At 58.5% G+C, this 19,396-nt stretch carries 17 protein-coding genes; 13 read left to right on the top strand and 4 right to left on the bottom strand.

The window, feature by feature from the left end:
* Window positions 1-10: 10 nt before the first annotated feature.
* Window positions 11-877 carry a sulfotransferase family protein gene (locus EMQ_RS04870; protein ID WP_018308374.1) on the bottom strand — a complete coding sequence of 289 codons (867 nt, stop codon included), beginning with the start codon at window positions 875-877 and terminating at the stop codon, window positions 11-13.
* A 246-nt stretch (window positions 878-1,123) separates the two neighbouring features.
* Here EMQ_RS04870 and EMQ_RS04865 point away from each other — a divergent pair, with 246 nt between their 5' ends.
* The 4 genes from EMQ_RS04865 to EMQ_RS04850 all read left to right on the top strand — a co-directional run bounded on the left by EMQ_RS04865 (window position 1,124) and on the right by EMQ_RS04850 (window position 5,982).
* Window positions 1,124-1,813, top strand: a complete 690-nt coding sequence (locus EMQ_RS04865) for a YggS family pyridoxal phosphate-dependent enzyme (RefSeq protein WP_026200198.1) — start codon at window positions 1,124-1,126, stop codon at window positions 1,811-1,813.
* A 99-nt stretch (window positions 1,814-1,912) separates the two neighbouring features.
* The gene (locus EMQ_RS04860) at window positions 1,913-3,904 is read left to right on the top strand and encodes a potassium transporter Kup (RefSeq protein ID WP_010667034.1); all 1,992 of its coding nucleotides are present in this window, start codon (window positions 1,913-1,915) and stop codon (window positions 3,902-3,904) included.
* A 27-nt stretch (window positions 3,905-3,931) separates the two neighbouring features.
* Complete coding sequence (gene hemW / locus EMQ_RS04855; protein ID WP_010667035.1) at window positions 3,932-5,107, top strand: radical SAM family heme chaperone HemW; 1,176 nt, start codon at window positions 3,932-3,934, stop codon at window positions 5,105-5,107.
* Window positions 5,108-5,445: 338 nt separating this feature from the next.
* Entirely contained in the window at window positions 5,446-5,982 is a 537-nt protein-coding gene (locus EMQ_RS04850; RefSeq protein ID WP_010667036.1) for a hypothetical protein, read from the top strand.
* Window positions 5,983-6,002: 20 nt separating this feature from the next.
* On the opposite strand, the gene EMQ_RS04845 is transcribed toward EMQ_RS04850, so the two are convergent.
* Together EMQ_RS04845 and EMQ_RS04840 are read right to left on the bottom strand one after the other, a co-directional pair.
* The gene (locus tag EMQ_RS04845; protein ID WP_010667037.1) at window positions 6,003-6,551 is read right to left on the bottom strand and encodes a peroxiredoxin; all 549 of its coding nucleotides are present in this window, start codon (window positions 6,549-6,551) and stop codon (window positions 6,003-6,005) included.
* Between the two features lie 45 nt (window positions 6,552-6,596).
* The gene (locus tag EMQ_RS04840; RefSeq protein WP_010667038.1) at window positions 6,597-7,982 is read right to left on the bottom strand and encodes a transglycosylase SLT domain-containing protein; all 1,386 of its coding nucleotides are present in this window, start codon (window positions 7,980-7,982) and stop codon (window positions 6,597-6,599) included.
* A gap of 251 nt (window positions 7,983-8,233) precedes the next feature.
* On the opposite strand from EMQ_RS04840, the gene EMQ_RS04835 reads away from it, so the two are divergent.
* The 9 genes from EMQ_RS04835 to EMQ_RS04795 all read left to right on the top strand — a co-directional run bounded on the left by EMQ_RS04835 (window position 8,234) and on the right by EMQ_RS04795 (window position 18,372).
* Window positions 8,234-9,283 carry an ABC transporter permease gene (locus EMQ_RS04835; RefSeq protein ID WP_010667039.1) on the top strand — a complete coding sequence of 350 codons (1,050 nt, stop codon included), beginning with the start codon at window positions 8,234-8,236 and terminating at the stop codon, window positions 9,281-9,283.
* 31 nt (window positions 9,284-9,314) lie between these two features.
* A complete protein-coding gene (locus tag EMQ_RS04830; RefSeq protein WP_018308375.1) occupies window positions 9,315-10,139 on the top strand; it encodes an ABC transporter ATP-binding protein in 825 nt (274 codons plus the stop codon).
* Entirely contained in the window at window positions 10,126-11,085 is a 960-nt protein-coding gene (trhO, locus tag EMQ_RS04825; protein ID WP_010667041.1) for an oxygen-dependent tRNA uridine(34) hydroxylase TrhO, read from the top strand. Before EMQ_RS04830 ends, trhO begins: the two co-directional genes overlap by 14 nt.
* A 317-nt stretch (window positions 11,086-11,402) precedes the next feature.
* The gene (locus EMQ_RS04820; protein ID WP_010666776.1) at window positions 11,403-12,449 is read left to right on the top strand and encodes an aldo/keto reductase; all 1,047 of its coding nucleotides are present in this window, start codon (window positions 11,403-11,405) and stop codon (window positions 12,447-12,449) included.
* Window positions 12,450-12,591: 142 nt separating this feature from the next.
* Window positions 12,592-12,924: a hypothetical protein gene (locus tag EMQ_RS04815; RefSeq protein ID WP_010666777.1), complete on the top strand. Its 333-nt coding sequence runs from the start codon at window positions 12,592-12,594 to the stop codon at window positions 12,922-12,924.
* A gap of 119 nt (window positions 12,925-13,043) precedes the next feature.
* Window positions 13,044-15,140 (top strand): S9 family peptidase, encoded by a 2,097-nt coding sequence (locus EMQ_RS04810; protein WP_010666778.1) that lies wholly within the window; start codon window positions 13,044-13,046, stop codon window positions 15,138-15,140.
* Window positions 15,141-15,231: 91 nt separating this feature from the next.
* Complete coding sequence (locus EMQ_RS04805; protein WP_010666779.1) at window positions 15,232-16,380, top strand: AI-2E family transporter; 1,149 nt, start codon at window positions 15,232-15,234, stop codon at window positions 16,378-16,380.
* 162 nt (window positions 16,381-16,542) lie between these two features.
* Window positions 16,543-18,015 (top strand): MATE family efflux transporter, encoded by a 1,473-nt coding sequence (locus tag EMQ_RS04800; protein ID WP_026200199.1) that lies wholly within the window; start codon window positions 16,543-16,545, stop codon window positions 18,013-18,015.
* A gap of 150 nt (window positions 18,016-18,165) precedes the next feature.
* Window positions 18,166-18,372, top strand: a complete 207-nt coding sequence (locus EMQ_RS04795; protein ID WP_026200200.1) for an SHOCT domain-containing protein — start codon at window positions 18,166-18,168, stop codon at window positions 18,370-18,372.
* A gap of 209 nt (window positions 18,373-18,581) precedes the next feature.
* Here the strand turns inward: EMQ_RS04795 and EMQ_RS04790 are convergent, their stop codons facing one another.
* Window positions 18,582-19,385 carry a flagellar hook assembly protein FlgD gene (locus EMQ_RS04790; protein WP_010666782.1) on the bottom strand — a complete coding sequence of 268 codons (804 nt, stop codon included), beginning with the start codon at window positions 19,383-19,385 and terminating at the stop codon, window positions 18,582-18,584.
* Between the last annotated feature and the right edge of the window lie 11 nt (window positions 19,386-19,396).

Raw genomic sequence — 19,396 nt, 5'->3', positions numbered from 1 at the left:
CACATTCTGTTCAGGTGTTTGCGCTCTGGGTGGTGCTGATTTCGGAACTGCGCATATCGAAGACGACCCGCGCATGATCCATGATGGCAAGCCCTACCGGGTCATAAGGATCGTTCGTCAGCATTGAAAAGGCTTTGTGGATTGAGTTGGCCAGAGCCTCGATCCAGTCAGCAGGCTCCGTCTGGCCGACATTCTGATTCCTGAGATTTCGTTCGAGAAACTGATCCACTTCCGCCGCTTCAGCGCCGTCGAGCGGAAAGGATATGCCGAGCGCCCGGTTGAGTCCGTCGACAATGCTTCGCCAGTCATGCAGCAGGGCGTCGTACTGAACGAAAGCCCGTCGGGCGCTGCGTGTATCCCGTTCTGATTCGATATGATTGCGGATGTAATAGAGAAGTCCCTGCTCCATGGAGGAGCCATCCCGTGCCGCCAGCGAGGCGGCAACCTCACGCGGCGCCCGGTCGATGAAGCAGAACAGCGGCACGACGCCCGCCGCCTGAAAGACGTCTGCCCAGAGGGGAAGAAGGCGACAGATCCGGGGTTCTTTCAGAATACAGAGTCCTGAGGCGCTCCGGTAATCATTGAGGAACATCTCAGTCAGTCTTGTCGCGTAATGGGCTGCGGCTTCGGAATGGAACCAGTCGCGGGGAAATTCACGCCAGTCGGACCATGAGCTTCCCGTGGAGGCGAGAATTTCGTCATGCAGTTCTGCTATGTCCTGCGGTTCGAAATATCCTTTCGGGTTGGCCCAGTTCGCCTGCATCAGGTTTTGAGGCAGACCGGCTCCAAGAAATGACAGGGTGCCGCTGAGAGCTGAAGTGCCGCTTCGCGCGCCGAGGACCACAATCACCCGTTTTTCCTGATTGGAACCTTGCATGAGAAATGCGCCTCATTTGAAATAACGATGTTCGATCAGAAGAGTTAGGGTGCGATATCTCCCGTGCGTGTTACTGCTTTATGACTGAATGTTCCCAAACGAGTGGTAATGCGGGAAAGAAGGGCGGCCTACTGACGCGAACACATGCGATCACGCGGTCATAACAGGGCGGCTCTTGACCGCGCATGACAAAAGCGCAAGGTGCAGGGCATGATGCTTCCACATTCTGACGGATCTCCCATGGATATGGCTGCTTCGGATATCGGCAAGGCCCTGGATGAGGTCCGTGGGCAGATTGCAGAGGCTGTGGAAATAGCCGGACGGCCATCCGATGCAGTCACGCTGGTCGCTGTATCCAAGTTTCATCCTGCTGCTGCGGTGGAAGCTGCCCTGCATGCTGGACAGAGAGTGTTCGGAGAAAACCGGGTACAGGAAGCCGCAGAGAAATTTCCCGCCCTGCGTGCGCAGTATCCTGATCTTCGGCTGCATCTCATCGGTGGTCTTCAGACCAACAAGGCGCGGGAAGCCGTGCGGATTGCCGATGTGATCGAAAGTCTGGACCGTCCCTCTCTTTCAGACGCGCTGGCGAAGGCGGCGGATCAGGAAGGTTGCCTGCCGGACCTGCTGGTCGAGGTGAACACGGGAGATGAACCGCAGAAATTCGGTGTTCCCCGTGAAAACGCCGACGAATTTATCCGCCAGAGCCGTAAGCGTTTCGGCGAAAAACTGCGCGGACTGATGTGTATTCCGCCAGCGGGTGAGGACCCTGTTCCACATTTTCGTTTTCTGCGGTCGCTGGCCGATCAGCATGGTCTGCCTGTGCGTTCGATGGGCATGTCGGCGGACTATCCCCGAGCGATTGCCGAGGGCGCGACGCTGGTGCGTGTTGGGACAGCCATCTTTGGCGCAAGACCCACAGGGCTTGCCGGAGACTGACCTGAGCTGGTAAGTCTCCGGCAACGATTTTTCCGAGGACGCGGATTTCTCAGTGTGAAAGTCCGCGTAAGGCCCGCGTAAGGGAGTGCAACGCGAAGAATGACCGGACACGAGACATCGGCTGGCAGCAACGGCGCACCGCCTGCTGCTGCGGACAAAGGCGCGGGGGCTGCGGCCCATCAGGACCCGAAAGTGACGGAATTCGGTGCGGATCAGCCTCAGCATGAGGCTCCGCCCGTTGGTTTCGCAGCACTCCTCGGTGTGCTTGGCGTTGTGTATGGCGATATCGGCACCAGCCCGCTCTACGCACTGCGCTCCACCATTGAAGTCGTGTCCGGCCATCATCCAGTGCAGAACACAGAGGTTCTGGGCATTGAAAGCCTGATCTTCTGGACACTCATCATCGTCGTGACCGTCAACTACGTTCTCCTCGTGATGCGGGCCGATCATAATGGGGAAGGCGGTATTCTTGCGCTGACCTCTCTCGCCCAGCGTGTCACGGCTGATGGCCGCATGCGGATGATCCTCGGCCTGATCGGCATTGTCGGAGCCTGCCTGTTTTTTGGCGATGGCATCATCACACCTGCCATTTCAGTCCTTTCCGCGATTGAAGGTGTGGAGGTGAGCTTTCCTGCGGCGCAGGAATTTATCATCCCGATGGCCATTGCGGTGATCATCGGCCTGTTCAGTGTCCAGTGGATTGGCACAGGCAAGGTGGGAGCGATCTTCGGTCCCGTCATGCTGCTGTGGTTCGGGTCTCTCGGCATGATGGGGCTTTTTGAGATCCTGCATCATCCGGGCGTGCTGTTCGCCATCTCGCCGCTCTATGCCCTTCAGTTCATCATCCATCACGGCACCCTGTCCTTCATGGCGCTCGGCTCCGTTGTGCTCTGCGTGACGGGCGCCGAGGCGCTGTATGCCGATATGGGTCATTTCGGTCGGCAGCCGATCCGTTATGCGTGGCTGTTCTTTGTCCTGCCGATGCTGGTGCTGAACTACTTCGGGCAGGGAGCGCTGGTGATGGCGAACCCCAGCGCGCTGGCGAACCCGTTCTTCATGCTGGCCCCGCATTCCATGCAGGTGCCGCTGGTGATCCTCTCCACCTTTGCCACGGTCATCGCCAGTCAGGCCGGGATTTCTGGTGGTTTCCAGGTGTGCCGACAGCTTATTCAGCTTGGCTATCTGCCGCGTATGCGCATCGTGCATACGAATGCCGAGGAAGAAGGACAGATCTATCTTCCTGACTTCAACCGCTTCCTGATGGTGGGGGCGATCCTGCTGGTGGTGGCGTTCCGCAGCTCGGATGCGCTGGCTGCTGCCTACGGCATCGCGGTTACTGGGACATTCATCTGCACGACGGTTCTGTGCTTCATCGTGTTCCGCAAGCATTTCCACTGGTCGGCGCAGGCGGTCTATTGCACGTTCATTCCCTTCCTGCTCATTGATATGACGTTCTTTTCGGCCAATGCGCTGAAAATTCCGGACGGCGGCTGGGTGCCGCTGATGCTGGGTTGCGTCCTCACCCTGATGATGACGACGTGGAAACGCGGCCGGAGCCTCATCATTGCGCGGCAGGGACAGGACAGTCTGCCGATGGGTTCGTTTATCGCCCGTCTCCCGCAGTCCCGCACGATACGTGTGCCGGGTATGGCCGTGTTTCTGACAGCTACGCCTGATTTCGTGCCGCCGTGCCTGCTGCATAACCTCAAGCACAACAAGGTTCTGCACGATCATGTGCTGTTCGTGACCATCCAGAACCTTGATCAGCCGGAAGCCGATCGCGGTCACCGTGTGATGGTCGAGGAATTGGCGCACGACATTTACCGGGTGATCCTGCGCTATGGTTTCATGGAAACGCCGAATATCCCGCGTGCGCTGGAAGAACTTAAGGCCAACGGCATCGATTTCGATCCGTCTCTCGCTTCCTACTTTATCTCGCGTGAGCTGATCGCCCGCTCTTCTGTGCCGAAAATGGCGCGCTGGCGGATGGCGGTGTTCATGTTCATGGCGCGAAACGCTACACCGGCGACCGAATTCTTCAGGATTCCGATGGATCGTGTGGTGGAACTAGGCGTGAAAGTCGCTATCTGAGGCTTTGTGATAACCTCATCTTCTCTCATGCAAGGAGGCTCGTCAGCAGATGGCGGGCCTCTTGCGCTTTATATCCACTGGCCGTTCTGTCTGGCGAAATGCCCGTACTGTGACTTCAACAGCCATGTGCGCGAGCGTATCCCGTCCGACCGTTTTATCGCGGCCCTGCGAAAGGAGCTGGCGCATGAAGCGGCTCGTCTGGATCGTCGGTCCCTGACGTCAATTTTCTTCGGGGGTGGAACGCCTTCCCTGATGCCACCGGAAGGTGTGGCGGCGCTGATCGAGGATGCCCGGGCGCTATTCGATGCGGATCCGAATATCGAGATCACGCTGGAAGCCAATCCAACGAGTGTGGAAGCGGCCCGCTTGCAGGGCTTCCGTGACGCGGGTGTGAACCGGGTCTCGCTGGGCGTGCAGTCCCTGCGTGATGATGCGCTGAAGATGCTCGGTCGCGAGCATTCCGCAGGGCAGGCGGTGCGGGCGCTGGAAATGGCGCGAACGATTTTCCCTCGGGTCACGTTTGACCTTATCTACGCTCGTCCGGGGCAGTCGCGGGAAGACTGGCGTGCTGAACTGGCTCAGGCGCTTGATCTCGTCGCGGATCATGTCTCGCTGTATCAACTGACCATCGAGGACGGCACAAAGTTTGAAGGGCTGTTCCGTCAGGGCAAGCTTGTCCTGCCTGATGAGGATCTGGCGGCGGCGCTTTATGACGACACGACAGAGGTGGCGGCCGGACATGGCCTGTCGGCTTACGAAGTTTCCAATTACGCCGTGCCGGGCGCGGAGAGTCGCCATAATCTGGCCTACTGGCGCTACGGGGATTACCTCGGCATCGGAGCCGGGGCGCACGGGCGTTTGACACTCGACGGACAATTGCTGGCAACGCGCCGTCATCGCGCGCCGGAGATATGGGCTGAAAAGGTCGAGCAGACCGGCTCCGGTGAGACCAGCGCTGATCCTCTGGACAGGCTGGATCGCTCCCGGGAGATGCTGCTCATGGGACTACGGCTGGCGGAGGGTGTCTCCAGCGCCGCTTTTGAAGCGCGCACAGGCTGCGTCTTCGCCGATGCTCTTGATGACAACGTGCTGCAACTGTGTCTGGAGGAAGGGTATCTGCGACAGCTTACGGGAGGCGGCCTGGTGGCGACGCCATCTGGCCGCGTGCGACTGGAAGCGATTCTGCCACGGCTTGTGCTGTAGTGGATTGACCCGTCTGGCGAATGATCTGTCTGTTTTTTGCCAGAATGGGAAAGTACAGAGGTTACAGGGCATAAACGCCCAGTCGGTTGTCATCTGGTTTCTTTCACCCTGTCAGTTGATTTCGGGCGGGTGACGTGGGCTGACCCTATGGTCGGTGATGGAAATGGACTATGTATTGAGACGTTAACAATCGTCTGAAAAATGCGGCAACGCTGTTTTCCCGGTCGGGGTTTCGTGGAAAATAGCATGTTCTGCTGTTGTGGCAGAGTGTCTGTCTGGCCAATGATAACTTGGGTATTGCACTGCCCCTGAGGTGCCCACGGAGGAGCAAGATCCTGTTGAATAAGGATGTGCCTGAAGATCGGGCAGAACAGCACTCCTCCGGGGAGGCGATGTCTGCCGGGCGAAAAGACTCACCGACACCTGAGGAAATTCTGAGCGGAAATTTCGCCCTGCCGCAGATCGAGGCGAAGGTGGAAGCGTGGCTTGTCGAAGCGGCAGGGCGTGAGAAGTGGCTCACGACGGATTACCCCGAGCGTTATCTCAATCTTGGCTATACAATCACGCCTCTCGTGCAGGAAGGAGAGGTGCCGCGTGTGGCCATGCAGGCTGTGGCCGAGGTGAGGCGCAGCATGCTGGCGCGACACTCGGCTGATCTCACTCTTCTGGCCACCATTGTCGAACGATTGAAGGAAATCGTGCGGGAAGGTTACGAGTATGACGACGTCAAGATCCGTGGTGATCTGGTGAAATGGGGGTTGATCGAACCCCGCAGCCGTACAGGGGGGCTGATCGACACGTCGGAAGGCTCACGCCTGACCAGCGTTCTGGAGTTGCAGTGGTTTCTCAGAAAGGTGCAGTGGGAAACAGGCTGATTATTGTTTCCTGAAGGACTTCAGTGCCGGGATGAGTCTGCTTTCCATTTCTGGAGAGCCGCAAGAGTCCGGGAGACATGCTCGTCAGGCGAGCGATTTTCATAGCTCAGAAGAATCTTTCCGTCGGGCGCGATGACGTAGGATACACGTGCTGCATGCGTGTCATGGGACTGTCTGGCGTCATACAGCGCGGATACGGAACCACTCTCGTCGGCGGCGACAGCGAACCGATTGCGGCATTCGCTGACCGAGAATTTTTTCAGCGTATCGAGCTGATCCATCGAGATGCCGATGACGGTTGCGTTCAGGGCCTGAAACTGGTCCATCGCCTCGGCAAAATCATGCGCTTCTATCGTGCAGCCGGGGGTGAAGGCGGCAGGATAGAAATACAGGACGACAGGGCCTTTCTTCAGGGCCTTCGCCAGAGAAAAACTGAATTCATGTCCAGCCAGACTTGCCGGAAGCGTGAAAGCGGGAGCCTTGTCACCCGGCGGCAGAGCGGCGTTTGCCTGTAGCGAGAGCATCAGACCAGCCGTCAGGATCAGGCCGAAGAGCTTGCGTTTGGCCATGATGATCGTTCCTTGCCGGTGAATAGAGCTGATAGCGAAGTCTGGTCAGATGCCTTCAGGCGAGACAACCACACAGTTGGAGGAGCCGACATCGAGGCGATGACAGGCGGCTGTTGCTTCCGAGCGGGAAAGGCCGGTCAGGCGTGCGCGATAGATCTGACCCTTGGCCAGACGGACACTGGCGATCTGGGTTCTGGCCGAAGACAGGTCATTGCTTGCCTTGGAGCGGGCGCGGCTGGCAGCAGTCTGGGCGAGGGAGGGTGTGCTGAACGCACCTACCTGAATGGCCCATGCCCGGGAAGAACTGGCCACGCTTGCACTTTCTGCTGTCGTTGAAACACGATTGCTGGTCGTCATGCGGGAAGACAGCGGGGCGGACGCGGCGGAGGCTGACGAGATCAGGGCGAACCTGTTGGCGGTGCGGGCAGGGCGTGCCGCAGGCATGGCGTTATCATTGATGACGACGGGTTGAGCAGATACCGGCTCAACTGACGCCTGCGGTTGTTCCGCAGGCTCTGCACTTGCACCGCTGGCTTTCATGCGTGCCGCCCAGACCGAGCTGACAGCCTGTGGAGACTCGGTATTGCTTGAAACCGGGGCCATCTGGCTGGTGTAGCTCGGAGCCGAAACGACAGGCGTCGTGTCCTCTGCGGAGGACGTTGGCGCTTCTGCAACTTCTACAGGTCGCGCGTTGCCGCCTGTACGCTGCGCCCACGCATTACGAATGCTCGCGGCTGTTCCTGTCGGCAGGGCTGCTGCGGCATATTCCGCGCTCTGACCGGTTGTATGGCTGGCGACGAGAAGATCAGCCTGCGAGCGGCTGTTGGGATAAATCCCGGCGATCTCGTGCCCGATGGCGGCGACATAGTTACGGGTCTCGCGCGGCAGGGTGCGATTACGGGAAATGAAGTCCTCAAGACGACCGGGGCCTGCGTTATAGGCGGCCAGAAAGCCCGGCGATCCATAGATGTCATACATCTGGCGGATATAGGCCGTGCCCGCGAGCACGTTGTCATGAGGATCATACGGATCGTCGCCGAGATTGTACTGGCTGCGCATGGCGTCGTAGGTCGGCGGCATCAGCTGCATCAGGCCCATTGCGCCGGGAGCGGATGTAACCAGCTCGCCATTATGGAACAGTCGGCCGCCGGATTCGCGCTGGATGACGCTGCGAATCCAGATTTCCGGGATGTCGAAGCGCTGGGAGGCTTCCGTGATGTAGGGGCCCCACGGATCATCGCTTGAGCCGGGAGGAGCGTAATAGGATTTCGCATGGGCCCGGTAGCGCGCTTCTTCCTGCGCGATGGGAATCTGCATGTCAGACTCCGGTCCCTGACCGGCGCATGCTGACAGGAGGGCAAGCAGACCGAGAACGGCAGGAGCCTGAAGCTGGCGGACTATGTGGGGAACCTTGCGCTTTGTGCTGTGCATGGGAGCAGATGTTCTGGCGTGACGCGGGGGAAACCCGGGCGCATGGTGCATCGGTCTCTCGTTCCCGGTCCGCAAAGCGTATCTCCCCTTTCCACCCTGTGTTTCAAAGCGCAGGAATAACCCTCAATGCGGCAGGATGCACGCGATTTATCCGCCTTGCATACGAGCCTGATCCTGAGAACCTCCCCTTTGGCTCTGAATTATGACGTTATCGTGGCATAGACGGAGTCGCGTTTTCACAGGTTCGATTAATGGCGGAGAGCAGCCTGCTTCCGGGTGCCGGATGGCTCACGGGAGTTGCCGCCGACGGGGCGGATGGGCTACGCGGTCGGACCATGACTGCCTCGACTGGCCAGCTTTCTGCTGCGACACCGATCATCGGGGATTTCCCCATCTCCTCCACGCAGGAGAGTATGGAGCATGCGTCCTTGTCGGTAGGTGAGGCGGCTGCCGACAGGCATGTCGATGACTGGGAGCAGGGTGGTCCCGATGATGATCCGGCCGTCAGCCACTCCCGTCTGAGGCTGGCTCTTGCGGATATCGGAGAGGGCCTGCGCCTGTGGCGTCTGGCCGTGTCCCTCGGCTGGCTGGATATCAAACTTCAGTTCCGAGGCTCCCGGGTGGGGCCGCTCTGGCTCACACTCGGCACGGCGGTGATGATCGGCTCGATGGGAGGGATTTACAGTAATCTCTTCCATATCGTCCTGAAGGATTATCTGCCCTATCTCGCGATCTCCATGATCCTCTGGCAGATCGGGATTGCAGGGGTGACGCAGGACGCCTGTTCCTGCTTTATCAATGCGGCGAGTTCGATCCGGGCGACGCGTCTGCCGTTCTCACTTCAGGCCCTACGCGTTCTGGTCCGCAATGGCTTGATGTTTGGCTACAACATTGTCGTGCCGATAGGGGTTTATCTGATCTTTGGGCTGTTGCCCGGACCGGTCGCCCTGTTTGCGGTGCCGGGACTGCTCATCTGGGCGCTGAACGCTTTTGCCTTTTGCCTGCTGCTCGGTTCGGTCGCCGCCCGTTACCGGGATATTCCGCCCATTGTCGCCAGTATCGTGCAGGTCGCGTTCTATGTGACGCCGATCATCTGGAGCGCCAAACAGCTTGGTGCAAAAGGATGGTGGCTGATTTTCAACCCGTTCTATCCGTTGCTTGAAATTGTCAGGCAACCTCTGACGGGAGAGATGCCCTCCATCTCTGTATGGAGTGTCGCAATCGGGTTGAGCGTTCTGCTCTGGCTCAGTAGTCTTTTCGTGTTTTCGCGCTCACGGGCGCAACTCGCCTTCTGGATCTGACGACGTGACAGGCCTTGCCCCCGCTCCAGCCATGACCGACAGGAAACCGGGACAGCCGAAGGCGTTCATCCGGCTGGACCACCTGACTCTCGATTTCCCGATCTTTCACGGCGGAGCGCGTTCACTCAAGAAAAGTCTGTTCGGCAAGGTCAAACGTCCCCTTCAGTTAAGCCGGGGCTCCCGCACGGGTGGCGAAGTCCGCATGAGCGATAATGCGCCCGGCGTGCTTGAAGTGCGGGCCATCAGCGATCTGTCGCTGACGATCCGTAGCGGAGAGCGTGTCGGTCTGGTCGGTCATAACGGGGCAGGGAAGTCCACGCTCCTACGGGTGTTGGGTGGGATCTATCTCGCACAGCCCGGCATGGTGACAGTGCGCGGTTCGGTCGAGACGCTGATCGACACCAATTCCGGCATGAATCCGGCACTGACAGGGCGTGAGAACATCTATCTGCTCGCACAGCACAAGGCGCTCCGATCCGCGCAACTCAAACAGCTTGAACAGGATGTGGAAGCGTTCGCCGAACTTGGCGAATTCATGGATCTGCCACTGAGACTCTATTCATCGGGCATGGCTATCCGTCTCGGCTTTGGACTGGCGACGGCGATTGCGCCGCAGATCCTGCTGATGGATGAATGGTTCATGGCAGGCGACGCCCGCTTTCAGGACAAGGCGCGCGCCCGTCTTGCCAATGTCGTGGACGGAGCGGAGATTCTGGTCATCACCTCCCATTCCCTTCCTGTGCTTGAAGAATGGTGCTCGCGGATTATCTGGCTTGAAGGCGGGCGTGTGAAAATGGATGGCCCGGCCTCTGACGTGCTGAAGGCTTATGCGGAAGCGATGAATGCTCATGTCTGATCATAATCTGTCTGACTCCACTCTGCCTGTCCGGGTTGTCGCGCTTTATCGTTTCACGCCGTTCGAGGATTGTGAGGCCATCCGCGGCTCTCTGGCGAAACTGTGCTGTTCTCTGGGCATAAAGGGCATCCTGCTTCTCGCCCATGAAGGCATCAATGGTACGATCGCCGGTAGTGACGAGGCCATGGACAAGGTGCTGGAGCATATTCGCGCCTTACCGGGTTGCGCCGACTTGGAAATCAAGGAATCCCGCGCTGCGGAACTGCCGTTTCTGCGGATGAAAGTGCGCGTCAAGAAAGAAATCGTCACCATGGGCGTGCCGGGTGTCGATCCTCGCGCCATTGTTGGGACCTATGTCGATCCGGCTGAGTGGAACGACCTTATTTCAGACCCGGATACGATCCTCATTGATACCCGCAATGATTATGAGGTGGCGGTTGGAACATTCCATGGCGCGATAGACCCGCAGATTGCGACATTCCGTGAGTTTCCGGACTGGTTCCGTGCAAAACGCGACGAACTTGCGGCGCAGGGACGCAAGCCGAAGGTGGCCATGTTCTGCACCGGCGGTATCCGCTGCGAGAAGTCTACGGCTTTTGCCAAGGCGGAGGGTGTGGAAGATGTTTTCCATCTCAAGGGCGGCATTCTGAAATATCTTGAAACCATCCCGGAAGATAAGAGTCTCTGGGAAGGGGAGTGCTTCGTTTTTGACCAGCGCGTGACGGTGAAACACGGCCTTGAGCAGGGAAAATACTCCGTCTGCCACGCCTGCCGTCGTCCGGTCAGTGATGAGGACAAGGCGTCACCACTCTATGAGGAGGGAGTAAGCTGCCCTGCCTGCCATGATGAACGGACTGAAGCGCAGCGCCGCCGTTATGCGGATCGCGAGCAGCAGACCCGTCTGGCTGCACGACGTGGCACGCATCATCTGGGGCCGGTGGAGTAAGTTGGTTCCAAAAGCTGGTTCTTGTAAAAGAGGAAGTCGTATCCATAATAATGCGAAATAAGGCTCGGCCTCGCTGGCGATGATTTTTTCAGGAACAGGAAAACTGACTGAACCTGCAACGCAGAGTTCGGAAATGTGGTTTTAATATCGCATTCAAATAAATGCTGTGCCTTCTGATTCCTGTATCATCAGTTGAAATCCTTTCAATTAACGTCATCCAATAATTTGAGGGCGAAAATCATTCGTCTCCCTTGCGATAATCCGTAAAGGGCTGCTTATCTCCAGCTCGAGACTCATCCGGACAGGAGACAGACAGTATGAAACAACGTGAACTCGGGCGCACCGGCATCCTCGTCAGTGAAATCTGTCTTGGTACGATGACGTTCGGTCAGCAGAACACGGAAGTGGAAGGCCATGCCCAACTCGATCTTGCGATCGAAAATGGCATCAACTTCATCGATACGGCCGAACTCTATTCCATTCCGCCCAGAGCCGAGACGTTTGGCGCCACGGAACGGATCGTCGGCAGCTGGCTGGCGAAGAGCGGACGTCGTGATCAGATCATCCTTGCGACCAAGGTTGTCGGTCGTAGCCCGATGGAATGGTTCCGCCCGGGTGGCGAAGAAACCCGTCTGACACCACGCCAGATCCGGTATGCGCTGGAAGGATCGCTCAAGCGGCTCGGCACGGATTATGTCGATCTCTACCAGCTTCACTGGCCGGACCGTCGGGTCAATCTGTTTGGCGCAGGTGGCACGACATTTGAAAAACCGCCTGTCGATGATGAAGTGGCTCTTGAGGAAACGCTTGGTGTGCTGGGCGATCTCGTGACGGAAGGGAAGATCCGGCATGTCGGTCTGTCCAATGAAACACCCTGGGGTGTCGCCAAGTGTCTGGAAGCGTCCCGTCAGGGCGCGCCACGGGTCGTGTCGATCCAGAACGCCTACAATCTGATCAACCGGACATTCGAATTGGGTCTGGCGGAGTTCGCGCTGCGTGAGCAGGTCGGGCTGCTGGCCTATTCACCTCTGGCACAGGGCTATCTGACAGGAAAATATCTGGACGGCGCGCGGCCTGCTGGCGCACGCACCACCCTGTTCAACCGGGGTCAGCGCTATGAAAAGCCGGGCGTGGATGACGCCATCCGGGCCTATATCGCTTTGGCAAGAGAGTTTGGAATCGATCCGGTGCAGCTGGCAGTCGCGTTCGTGACGTCAAGGTCCTTTGTCACCTCCAACATCATCGGGGCGACCAGTATCGCCCAGTTGCAGACCATTCTCGGATCAGTGGATGTTGAGATCACGCCGGAGCTGGAAAGCCGGATCAACGCCATTCATCAGATCCATAACAATCCGGCTCCCTGAGGTGCTTTCTGAAGGGGGTGTGTTCCGGTGATGGCTGGCCTAACATGACAGGCAGGACCGAAACTGCCTCCCGCTCAGGTCGTTCTGATGGGCAAGCGGAGTTCGTCTCCGCACAGTGACGGTCATTTGAGGAGTGCATGATATGGAAAACCCACTGGAAGACTCGCCGCAGCGCGACGCCAAGATCAAGGCCAAAGCCAAGGAAATGTGGATTGCCGACGGCAAGCCGACCTGTGGTCCGGAAGGCTATATGGAAGCCGCAACAGATCTGATCGGGATGGAGATCAATCCTGACGCCGGGGAAATCCCGGTCGAGTCTGCTGTGCCGCTGGCCCCGAATGGCGAGCCGATTGAAGACGCCAAGATTCAGGAAAATCTGGGTAATCTCGGAGGCAGCATGGACGAGCAGGACGACAGGCAGGAAGTGCCGTTCGGAACGCGTGAAGAGGAAGAAAAGGCTCTGAAAGACACCTGATTGGGCGTTTTTTACAGCTTTTCAACGATTGCATGGCTGAACCCTTTCACCCGACAGGGTGTTCGTTGAGCCATCCTGTGTAAGAATGGCCTTCTAGTCGTCACTGGAAGGCCATTTATATGTCGCAAATCCCCGCACCGCCCGTTGCCCACAAGAAGCCCTGCCGCATCGAGCAGCTCGGACGTACCCGTGTGGATGACTATGCGTGGATGAAGGACGATAACTGGCAGGAAGTTCTGCGTGATCCGGCCCTGCTGCGATCGGACATTGCCGATCATCTGCGCAAGGAAAACGCTTACTCTGATGCCGTGCTGGCCCCGACGAAGGCGTTGCAGAGCGAAATCGTCGCGGAGATGAAGGGACGTTTGAAGGAAGACGACACTTTTCCACCACTCCCGCACGGCACATGGCGCTATGGCGTCCGCTATGAGTCGGGATCGCAGTATCCCCGTTACGTGCGTCATGCGGAAGGGCATCCAGAAACGGAAGAAGTGCTGCTCGACGCGGACGTGCGAGCGAAGGGACAGCCCTATTACGCAGCGCGGGGCGCGACTCACAGTCCCGACCATCGCCTGTTTGCATGGGCGGAAGACACGCAGGGTTCCGAAATTTACACCATCCGCGTGCGTGACCTGACCACGGGCGAGATACTGCCTGTCGAGATTGAGAACTGTTCAGGCGAGTTCACCTTTTCTCCGGATTCAAAGTACATCTTCTGGACCTGCCGGGACGATAACGGTCGTCCCGTGAAGATTTATCGCCGTGCCCTGACCGCAAGCGATGATGTGCTGGTGTATGATGAGCCGGACTCAGGCTTTTTTGTTGGAGTGAGCGCAGCGCGTTCCGGCAAATGGATTGTCATCAGCTCCAACGATCACGATACGTCCGAAAACTGGATCATCCCCGGCGCTGCTCCTGAAGCTGCTCCCGTGTGCGTCGCCCCGCGTGAAAAGGGGCTGATGTATGAGCTGTCTCATGGTGGAGACAGGTTCGTTATCCGCACAAATGCTGATGGGGCCACAGATTTCAAGCTGATGACGGTCGCCGATGAAGCTGTGGGTGACCGCTCTGCGTGGTGTGAGCATGTGCCGCATCGCGCTGGGCACTACATCACGGGGGCAATCTGTTTTGCCGACCATCTAGTGTGGACCGAGCGGGTGAATGCAAACATCATCATCGCCATTGAAGACAAGGCTGGCGTGCGGCACCAGATTGCGACAGACGAAGACGCTTACACGCTTTCGCTCGACGGATCCTACGAGTTCGAGACGACGGAACTCCGCTATTCCTACCAGTCGCCAACCACGCCGCGGCAGTGGTTCTCCTACGACATGCAGGATCGCACGCGGCATCTGCTGAAGATGCAGGACGTGCCGTCAGGACATGACCCGGAGAATTATCGGACGAAGCGGCTGATGGCCAAGGCGCCGGACGGCGAACTCGTCCCCATTACGCTGCTCTGGCACCGGGATACACCGGAAGGTCAGCCCGCGCCGATGCTGCTTTACGGGTATGGTTCCTATGGAATCTCCATCGATCCAACCTTTTCGACCCGCAACCTGAGCCTGGTCGATCGCGGCTGGGTCTATGCCATCGCGCATATCCGGGGCGGTTCGGAAAAGGGCTGGAACTGGTTCCTTGGCGGGCGAGGGGAGCACAAGACGAACACCTTCACGGACTTCATCGCCTGTGCTGATCATCTGATCGAACAGGGCTGGACGGATGCCGGACGGATTGTTGCGGATGGCCGATCGGCAGGCGGCATGCTCATGGGGGCGATCACCAACATGCGCCCGGAACTGTTCGCAGGTGTGGTGGCCGTCGTGCCGTTCGTGGATGTGCTGAACACCATGTCGGACGACAGTCTGCCTCTGACGCCGCCTGAGTGGCCGGAATGGGGCAATCCGCTGGTCAATGAAAAGGCCTATGACCGGATTGCCGGTTATTCACCCTATGACCAGATCGCTGCAAAGCCCTATCCGGCAGTGTTCGCGATCGGCGGCCTGACCGACCCGCGGGTGACCTACTGGGAGCCTGCCAAATGGATCGCGAAACTGCGTGAGTATTCTGTGTCGGACAATCCGCTTCTGCTGCGGATCAACATGGAAGCCGGTCATGGCGGCGCGTCAGGACGCTTCAAGGCGCTTGATGAAGCGGCGCTGATTCATGCGTTCGCCATCTGGGCGGAAGCACGCAGCCGACAGCCGGAAGCGTGACAGGAGCAGCCTCGCGTGGCATGCCGTTTATCTGGTCCACAGATTTCGCCAAGGCCTGTCCGGGGAGCAATGCTTGAGGGAAGATAGCTGAATGTCACAATCCGGTCTGCCGCCGCATGATGACGACCATGTTCACCTCCCGCCCTGTCCGGTCGAAGATATCACCCTTGAGCAGCGGCAGGCAGCCCGGCGCGCCCAATGGAAGGCGCGGGAAATTCTGGCTCTCGCCATTGTCGCGATCACAACCTACACAATTCATGGCTTTCTGAGCGCGCTGGCCTGGGGCGTGGTCTTTGCTGTGGCGACCTGGCCGCTCTATCGCAAGATCCAGGCCCGTTGGCCTCGTCTGGCGCAGGGAGCCCTTCTGCCGGCACTCTGCACAGCGGGTATGGCGCTCCTTTTTCTGATTCCCATGTTGTTTGTCGGGCTTGAGGCCGCCAACGAAGCACAGAATGTACTCGGGCTGATGAAGCATGCCCGTAATGCCGGGGTGCCGGTTCCTGTCTGGGTGAGCAGGCTGCCTTTCGGCGCCAACGCCGTCGTCAAATGGTGGAACAGCCATCTGTCCGACCCGAGTGCGGCGGCGGAGTTCTTCAGTTCCTTCGACGCGCGCGGTCTGGCCATGACAAAGACCGTCGGGTCGCAGGTCGTTCATCGCGGCACGCTGTTCTTCTTCTCCATCCTGACCCTGTTCTTTCTCTACAAGGACGGGGACACAATCATGCGCGAGTGCACGGTAGCTTCCCGTCGGGCTTTCGGCCGACGGGGTGAGCTGATCGGACACCAGATCATTGCGTCCATTCATGGCACCGTCGCAGGACTGGTTCTCGTTGGCGTGGGCGAGGGGATCATCATGGGCGTGATCTATTTTCTGACAGGGGTTCCTCATCCGGTTCTGCTTGGTGGAGCGACGGCCATTGCAGCAATGATCCCCTTCTGCGCCATGATCCCGGTCGGACTGGCCGCGACCCTCCTGCTGGTCGATGGCGGCACGATGTCGGCTGTGGCGGTCTTCGCCATTGGCGCGGTAGTGATTTTCACGGCGGATCATTTTGTCCGTCCGGGCCTCATTGGCGGCAGTACGCAGCTGCCGTTCCTGTGGGTGCTGCTGGGGATTGTCGGTGGTGCCGAGACATGGGGCCTGCTCGGTCTGTTTCTCGGCCCGGCGGCGATGGCGACGCTGCATCTGCTCTGGCGGAACTGGTCGCGTGAGCGGGGAGTGGCTCTTCCGGAAGGGTAGCATCCTTTCTGCCGGAGTTGTCCTCCCGGTTTCTCCGTGACAGTCCGCCACGGAATATAAATGTTTTTGTGATAGACGTTCGGCATTCGCGTTGCAGTCCGGTCATGCCATACTGCGGCGAGAGCGGGCGCAGTATTATAAAGTCCGACCCGCAGGATCTGAATGAACGGAAGACCAGTGCCGAGACAAAAGGCGTGTTTCGTGGTCGGCAGCATTATGCGGCACGTTCTCGTTATGGCGGGAACCGGCGCTATCGGGCTGATGGCTGTGTTCGCCGTCGATATGCTGAACATGATCTATATCGCTCATCTCGGTGTGCCGGCCCTGACGGCTGCAATCGGCTTTGCCGGCGCCGTGGGCGGTATCCAGATCGCGGTGTCCATCGGTCTGACTATTGGACTTGGCGCCTGCGTGGGCCGGGAGATCGGCGGCGGCAGCTTCTATCGGGCACGACGGATCGCTTCCTCATTCATGCTGACCAATCTCGTGCTTACGGCGATGGTGGGGATCGTGACGGCTCTTCTGGCGCGTCCCATCCTCTCGCTGCTGGGCGCATCTGGTGAGGCGCTCGACCAGGCGGCTCTCTACATCTATCTGACGTCTCCCTTTCTGCCACTGATTTCGCTCGGCATGTCCGCCTCGGCACTGATGCGGGCAGTCGGAGATGCAAAACGCTCCATGAATGTCACCCTTGCTGGGGCAATCCTCACTGCCATTCTGGACCCGATCCTGATTCTCGGATTCAGGGAAGGGCTTGTGGGAGCCGCCATCAGCACGATCCTTGCGCGTGGGGCGGTTCTCGTTCTCGGATGGCGGGGCGCAAGTCTGCACGGAATGCTCGAATGGCCTAAACCCGTTGCTATATGGGGCGATAGCCGTCGTGTCGCGGGGATTGCCATTCCGGCCATTCTGACAAATCTGGCGACCCCGGTGGGGGGAGCCTACGTCACTGAGCGGATGGCGCAGTTCGGTCTTGAGGCGGTCAGTGGTCAGACAGCAGTCGAGAGGATTGTCGTCGTGGCGTTCGCCATGGTTTTCGCTCTGACGGGCGCGGTTGGACCGATCATTTCGCAGAACCTTGGAGCGGGCAAGCTGGACCGTGTGCGGGAGGTGCTGGTCGCTTCTCTCAAGATTGTGGTGGGATGCGTCGCCTGCACCTGGGGCGTGCTGGCGCTCTCGCAGAATCTGCTGACGGAGGGCTTTCATCTTCAGGGAGATGGTGCCGCGCTGATCCATCTGTTCTGTTCGTGGACGGTGTTGGGCTATCTGTTTGTCGGTATGCTTTTTGTCGCCAATACGGTGTTCAACAATCTTGGCCACCCGCTTTATTCGACCCTGTTTAACTGGGGGCGCGCAACATTGGGAACGATCCCCTTTGTGGCGTATGGAGCCGGATTTGGAGCGCTGGGTGTGCAGATTGGTCAGGCTGCGGGCAGCGTGCTTTTCGGCGGGTTGGCGATCATTGTCGCTTTCCGCGTCGTGCACGGATTGTCGGCTCCCGGCGTTGTTACGGCACCGATGCAGAGAATGGATGTCCGGGCCAGTGATGTGCCGACGCAGAGCGCGGAAGCTGCCATGGCGGATCTTGATGAAATGGATGAGGGAGATCTGTGTGCGAAAGATGGATCCTCCTGAAAAGCTGACATGCAATTGTTGCGACAGAAACAGGGGTCATATCAAAGCGGCACATGACTTGCCTGTTTAAGGTCTGAGGTGCAGCTTTCGCTCAAGTCCGGGATCGTTGGTGGAATGATTTCAGACGAGCGTTTTTTCTGGAGGATCGCCATGTCACGTCTGACACAAGCCGAGCGCGATGCGCTTCCTGACAGTGCCTTTGCCTTGCCGGGAAGGCGCTATCCCATTCCCGACAAAAGTCATGCCAGAGATGCGCTTGCCCGTGCCAGCGAGTTTTATCATCGGGGAGAGCTGTCTGATGAAGAGTATGAAACGATTGTCCGGCGCGCCCGTGAGGTGCTTGGAGAGGACGAGTAAGTAGTCTGTATGTTCTGCCAAGCTGTTTCAGAAGTCTGCTTGCGGGACAGATTATAGAGCGCAGATGCGTTTCAGGAGAGGCTCACGTCTGAAAGGGCTTCTGAAAAACCGGCTCTCTGAAAAGAGCCGGTTTCCACAATCCCGTATGCAACTTATGCCTGAAACAGGCAGGGTCTGATCTGTGGAAAAGACCCTGCTTCGCTCCATCATCAGCTTGAGGTAGAGGAAGAGTCTGACGATGTAGACGACGTCGAAGTCGTGCTGGGACTCGACGTGTCGGAGAACGAGTTGACGTCCGACATGTCGATCGTGCTGTCCCCCATATTGACGTAGATCGAGCTGCCATTGCGGGTGACGCCTGTAACAGTGCCTGTGACGGTAAATGGAACGTCGGAGGTATTGCCTGACGTGTCCGCCGTCTGCACGGCGATGTTGTAGGAACCGTCGCTGAGCTGGGCTCCGCTATCGCTGGTGCCGTTCCATGTCCATGTGTTGGTGCCGACAGTGGAGGTAAGCTCAGCTGTCTTGACGACATTGCCGTTGCTGTCGGTGACGGCAATCGCAATCGGTTCTTCGGTCGTCGCGTTAAAGGAAACGCTGCTGCTGCCGTTTTGCAGCGGCAGTTCGCTTGTGGTCGCGACCGCGGTTTTGCCGACCAGTGACATATCGGTCGACTGCTGACCATCCTGCGTTAGGGAAATCAGTGTTTTCAGGTTGGTGTTGGTATCAACCTGCTGTTCCACGCTTGCGAACTGGGCGAGTTCGGAGGTGAACGTATCGCTGCTCATCGGGCTGCTCGGATCCTGATTCTTGAGCTGTGTGGTGAGCAGGGTGAGGAACGTGTTGAAGTTGCTGGTGAGCGAGGAGAGAGCGCTTGTGCTGGTATCGGTCGCCGTTGTGGAGGAGGCTGCGGTGTTGGCGGCGGCATTGACGGAGGCTGCAGACTGGGACGCATTGACCGCAGATGAAAGAAGCGAAGTTGAAGAGGATGAAGTTGCTACTGTCGTTGTCATATCCGGTTCTT

Origin of the sequence: Acetobacter aceti NBRC 14818 (assembly GCF_000193495.2) — a bacterium.
GTDB classification, from domain to species: domain Bacteria; phylum Pseudomonadota; class Alphaproteobacteria; order Acetobacterales; family Acetobacteraceae; genus Acetobacter; species Acetobacter aceti.
This window is presented reverse-complemented; position numbering and strand designations above follow the sequence as displayed.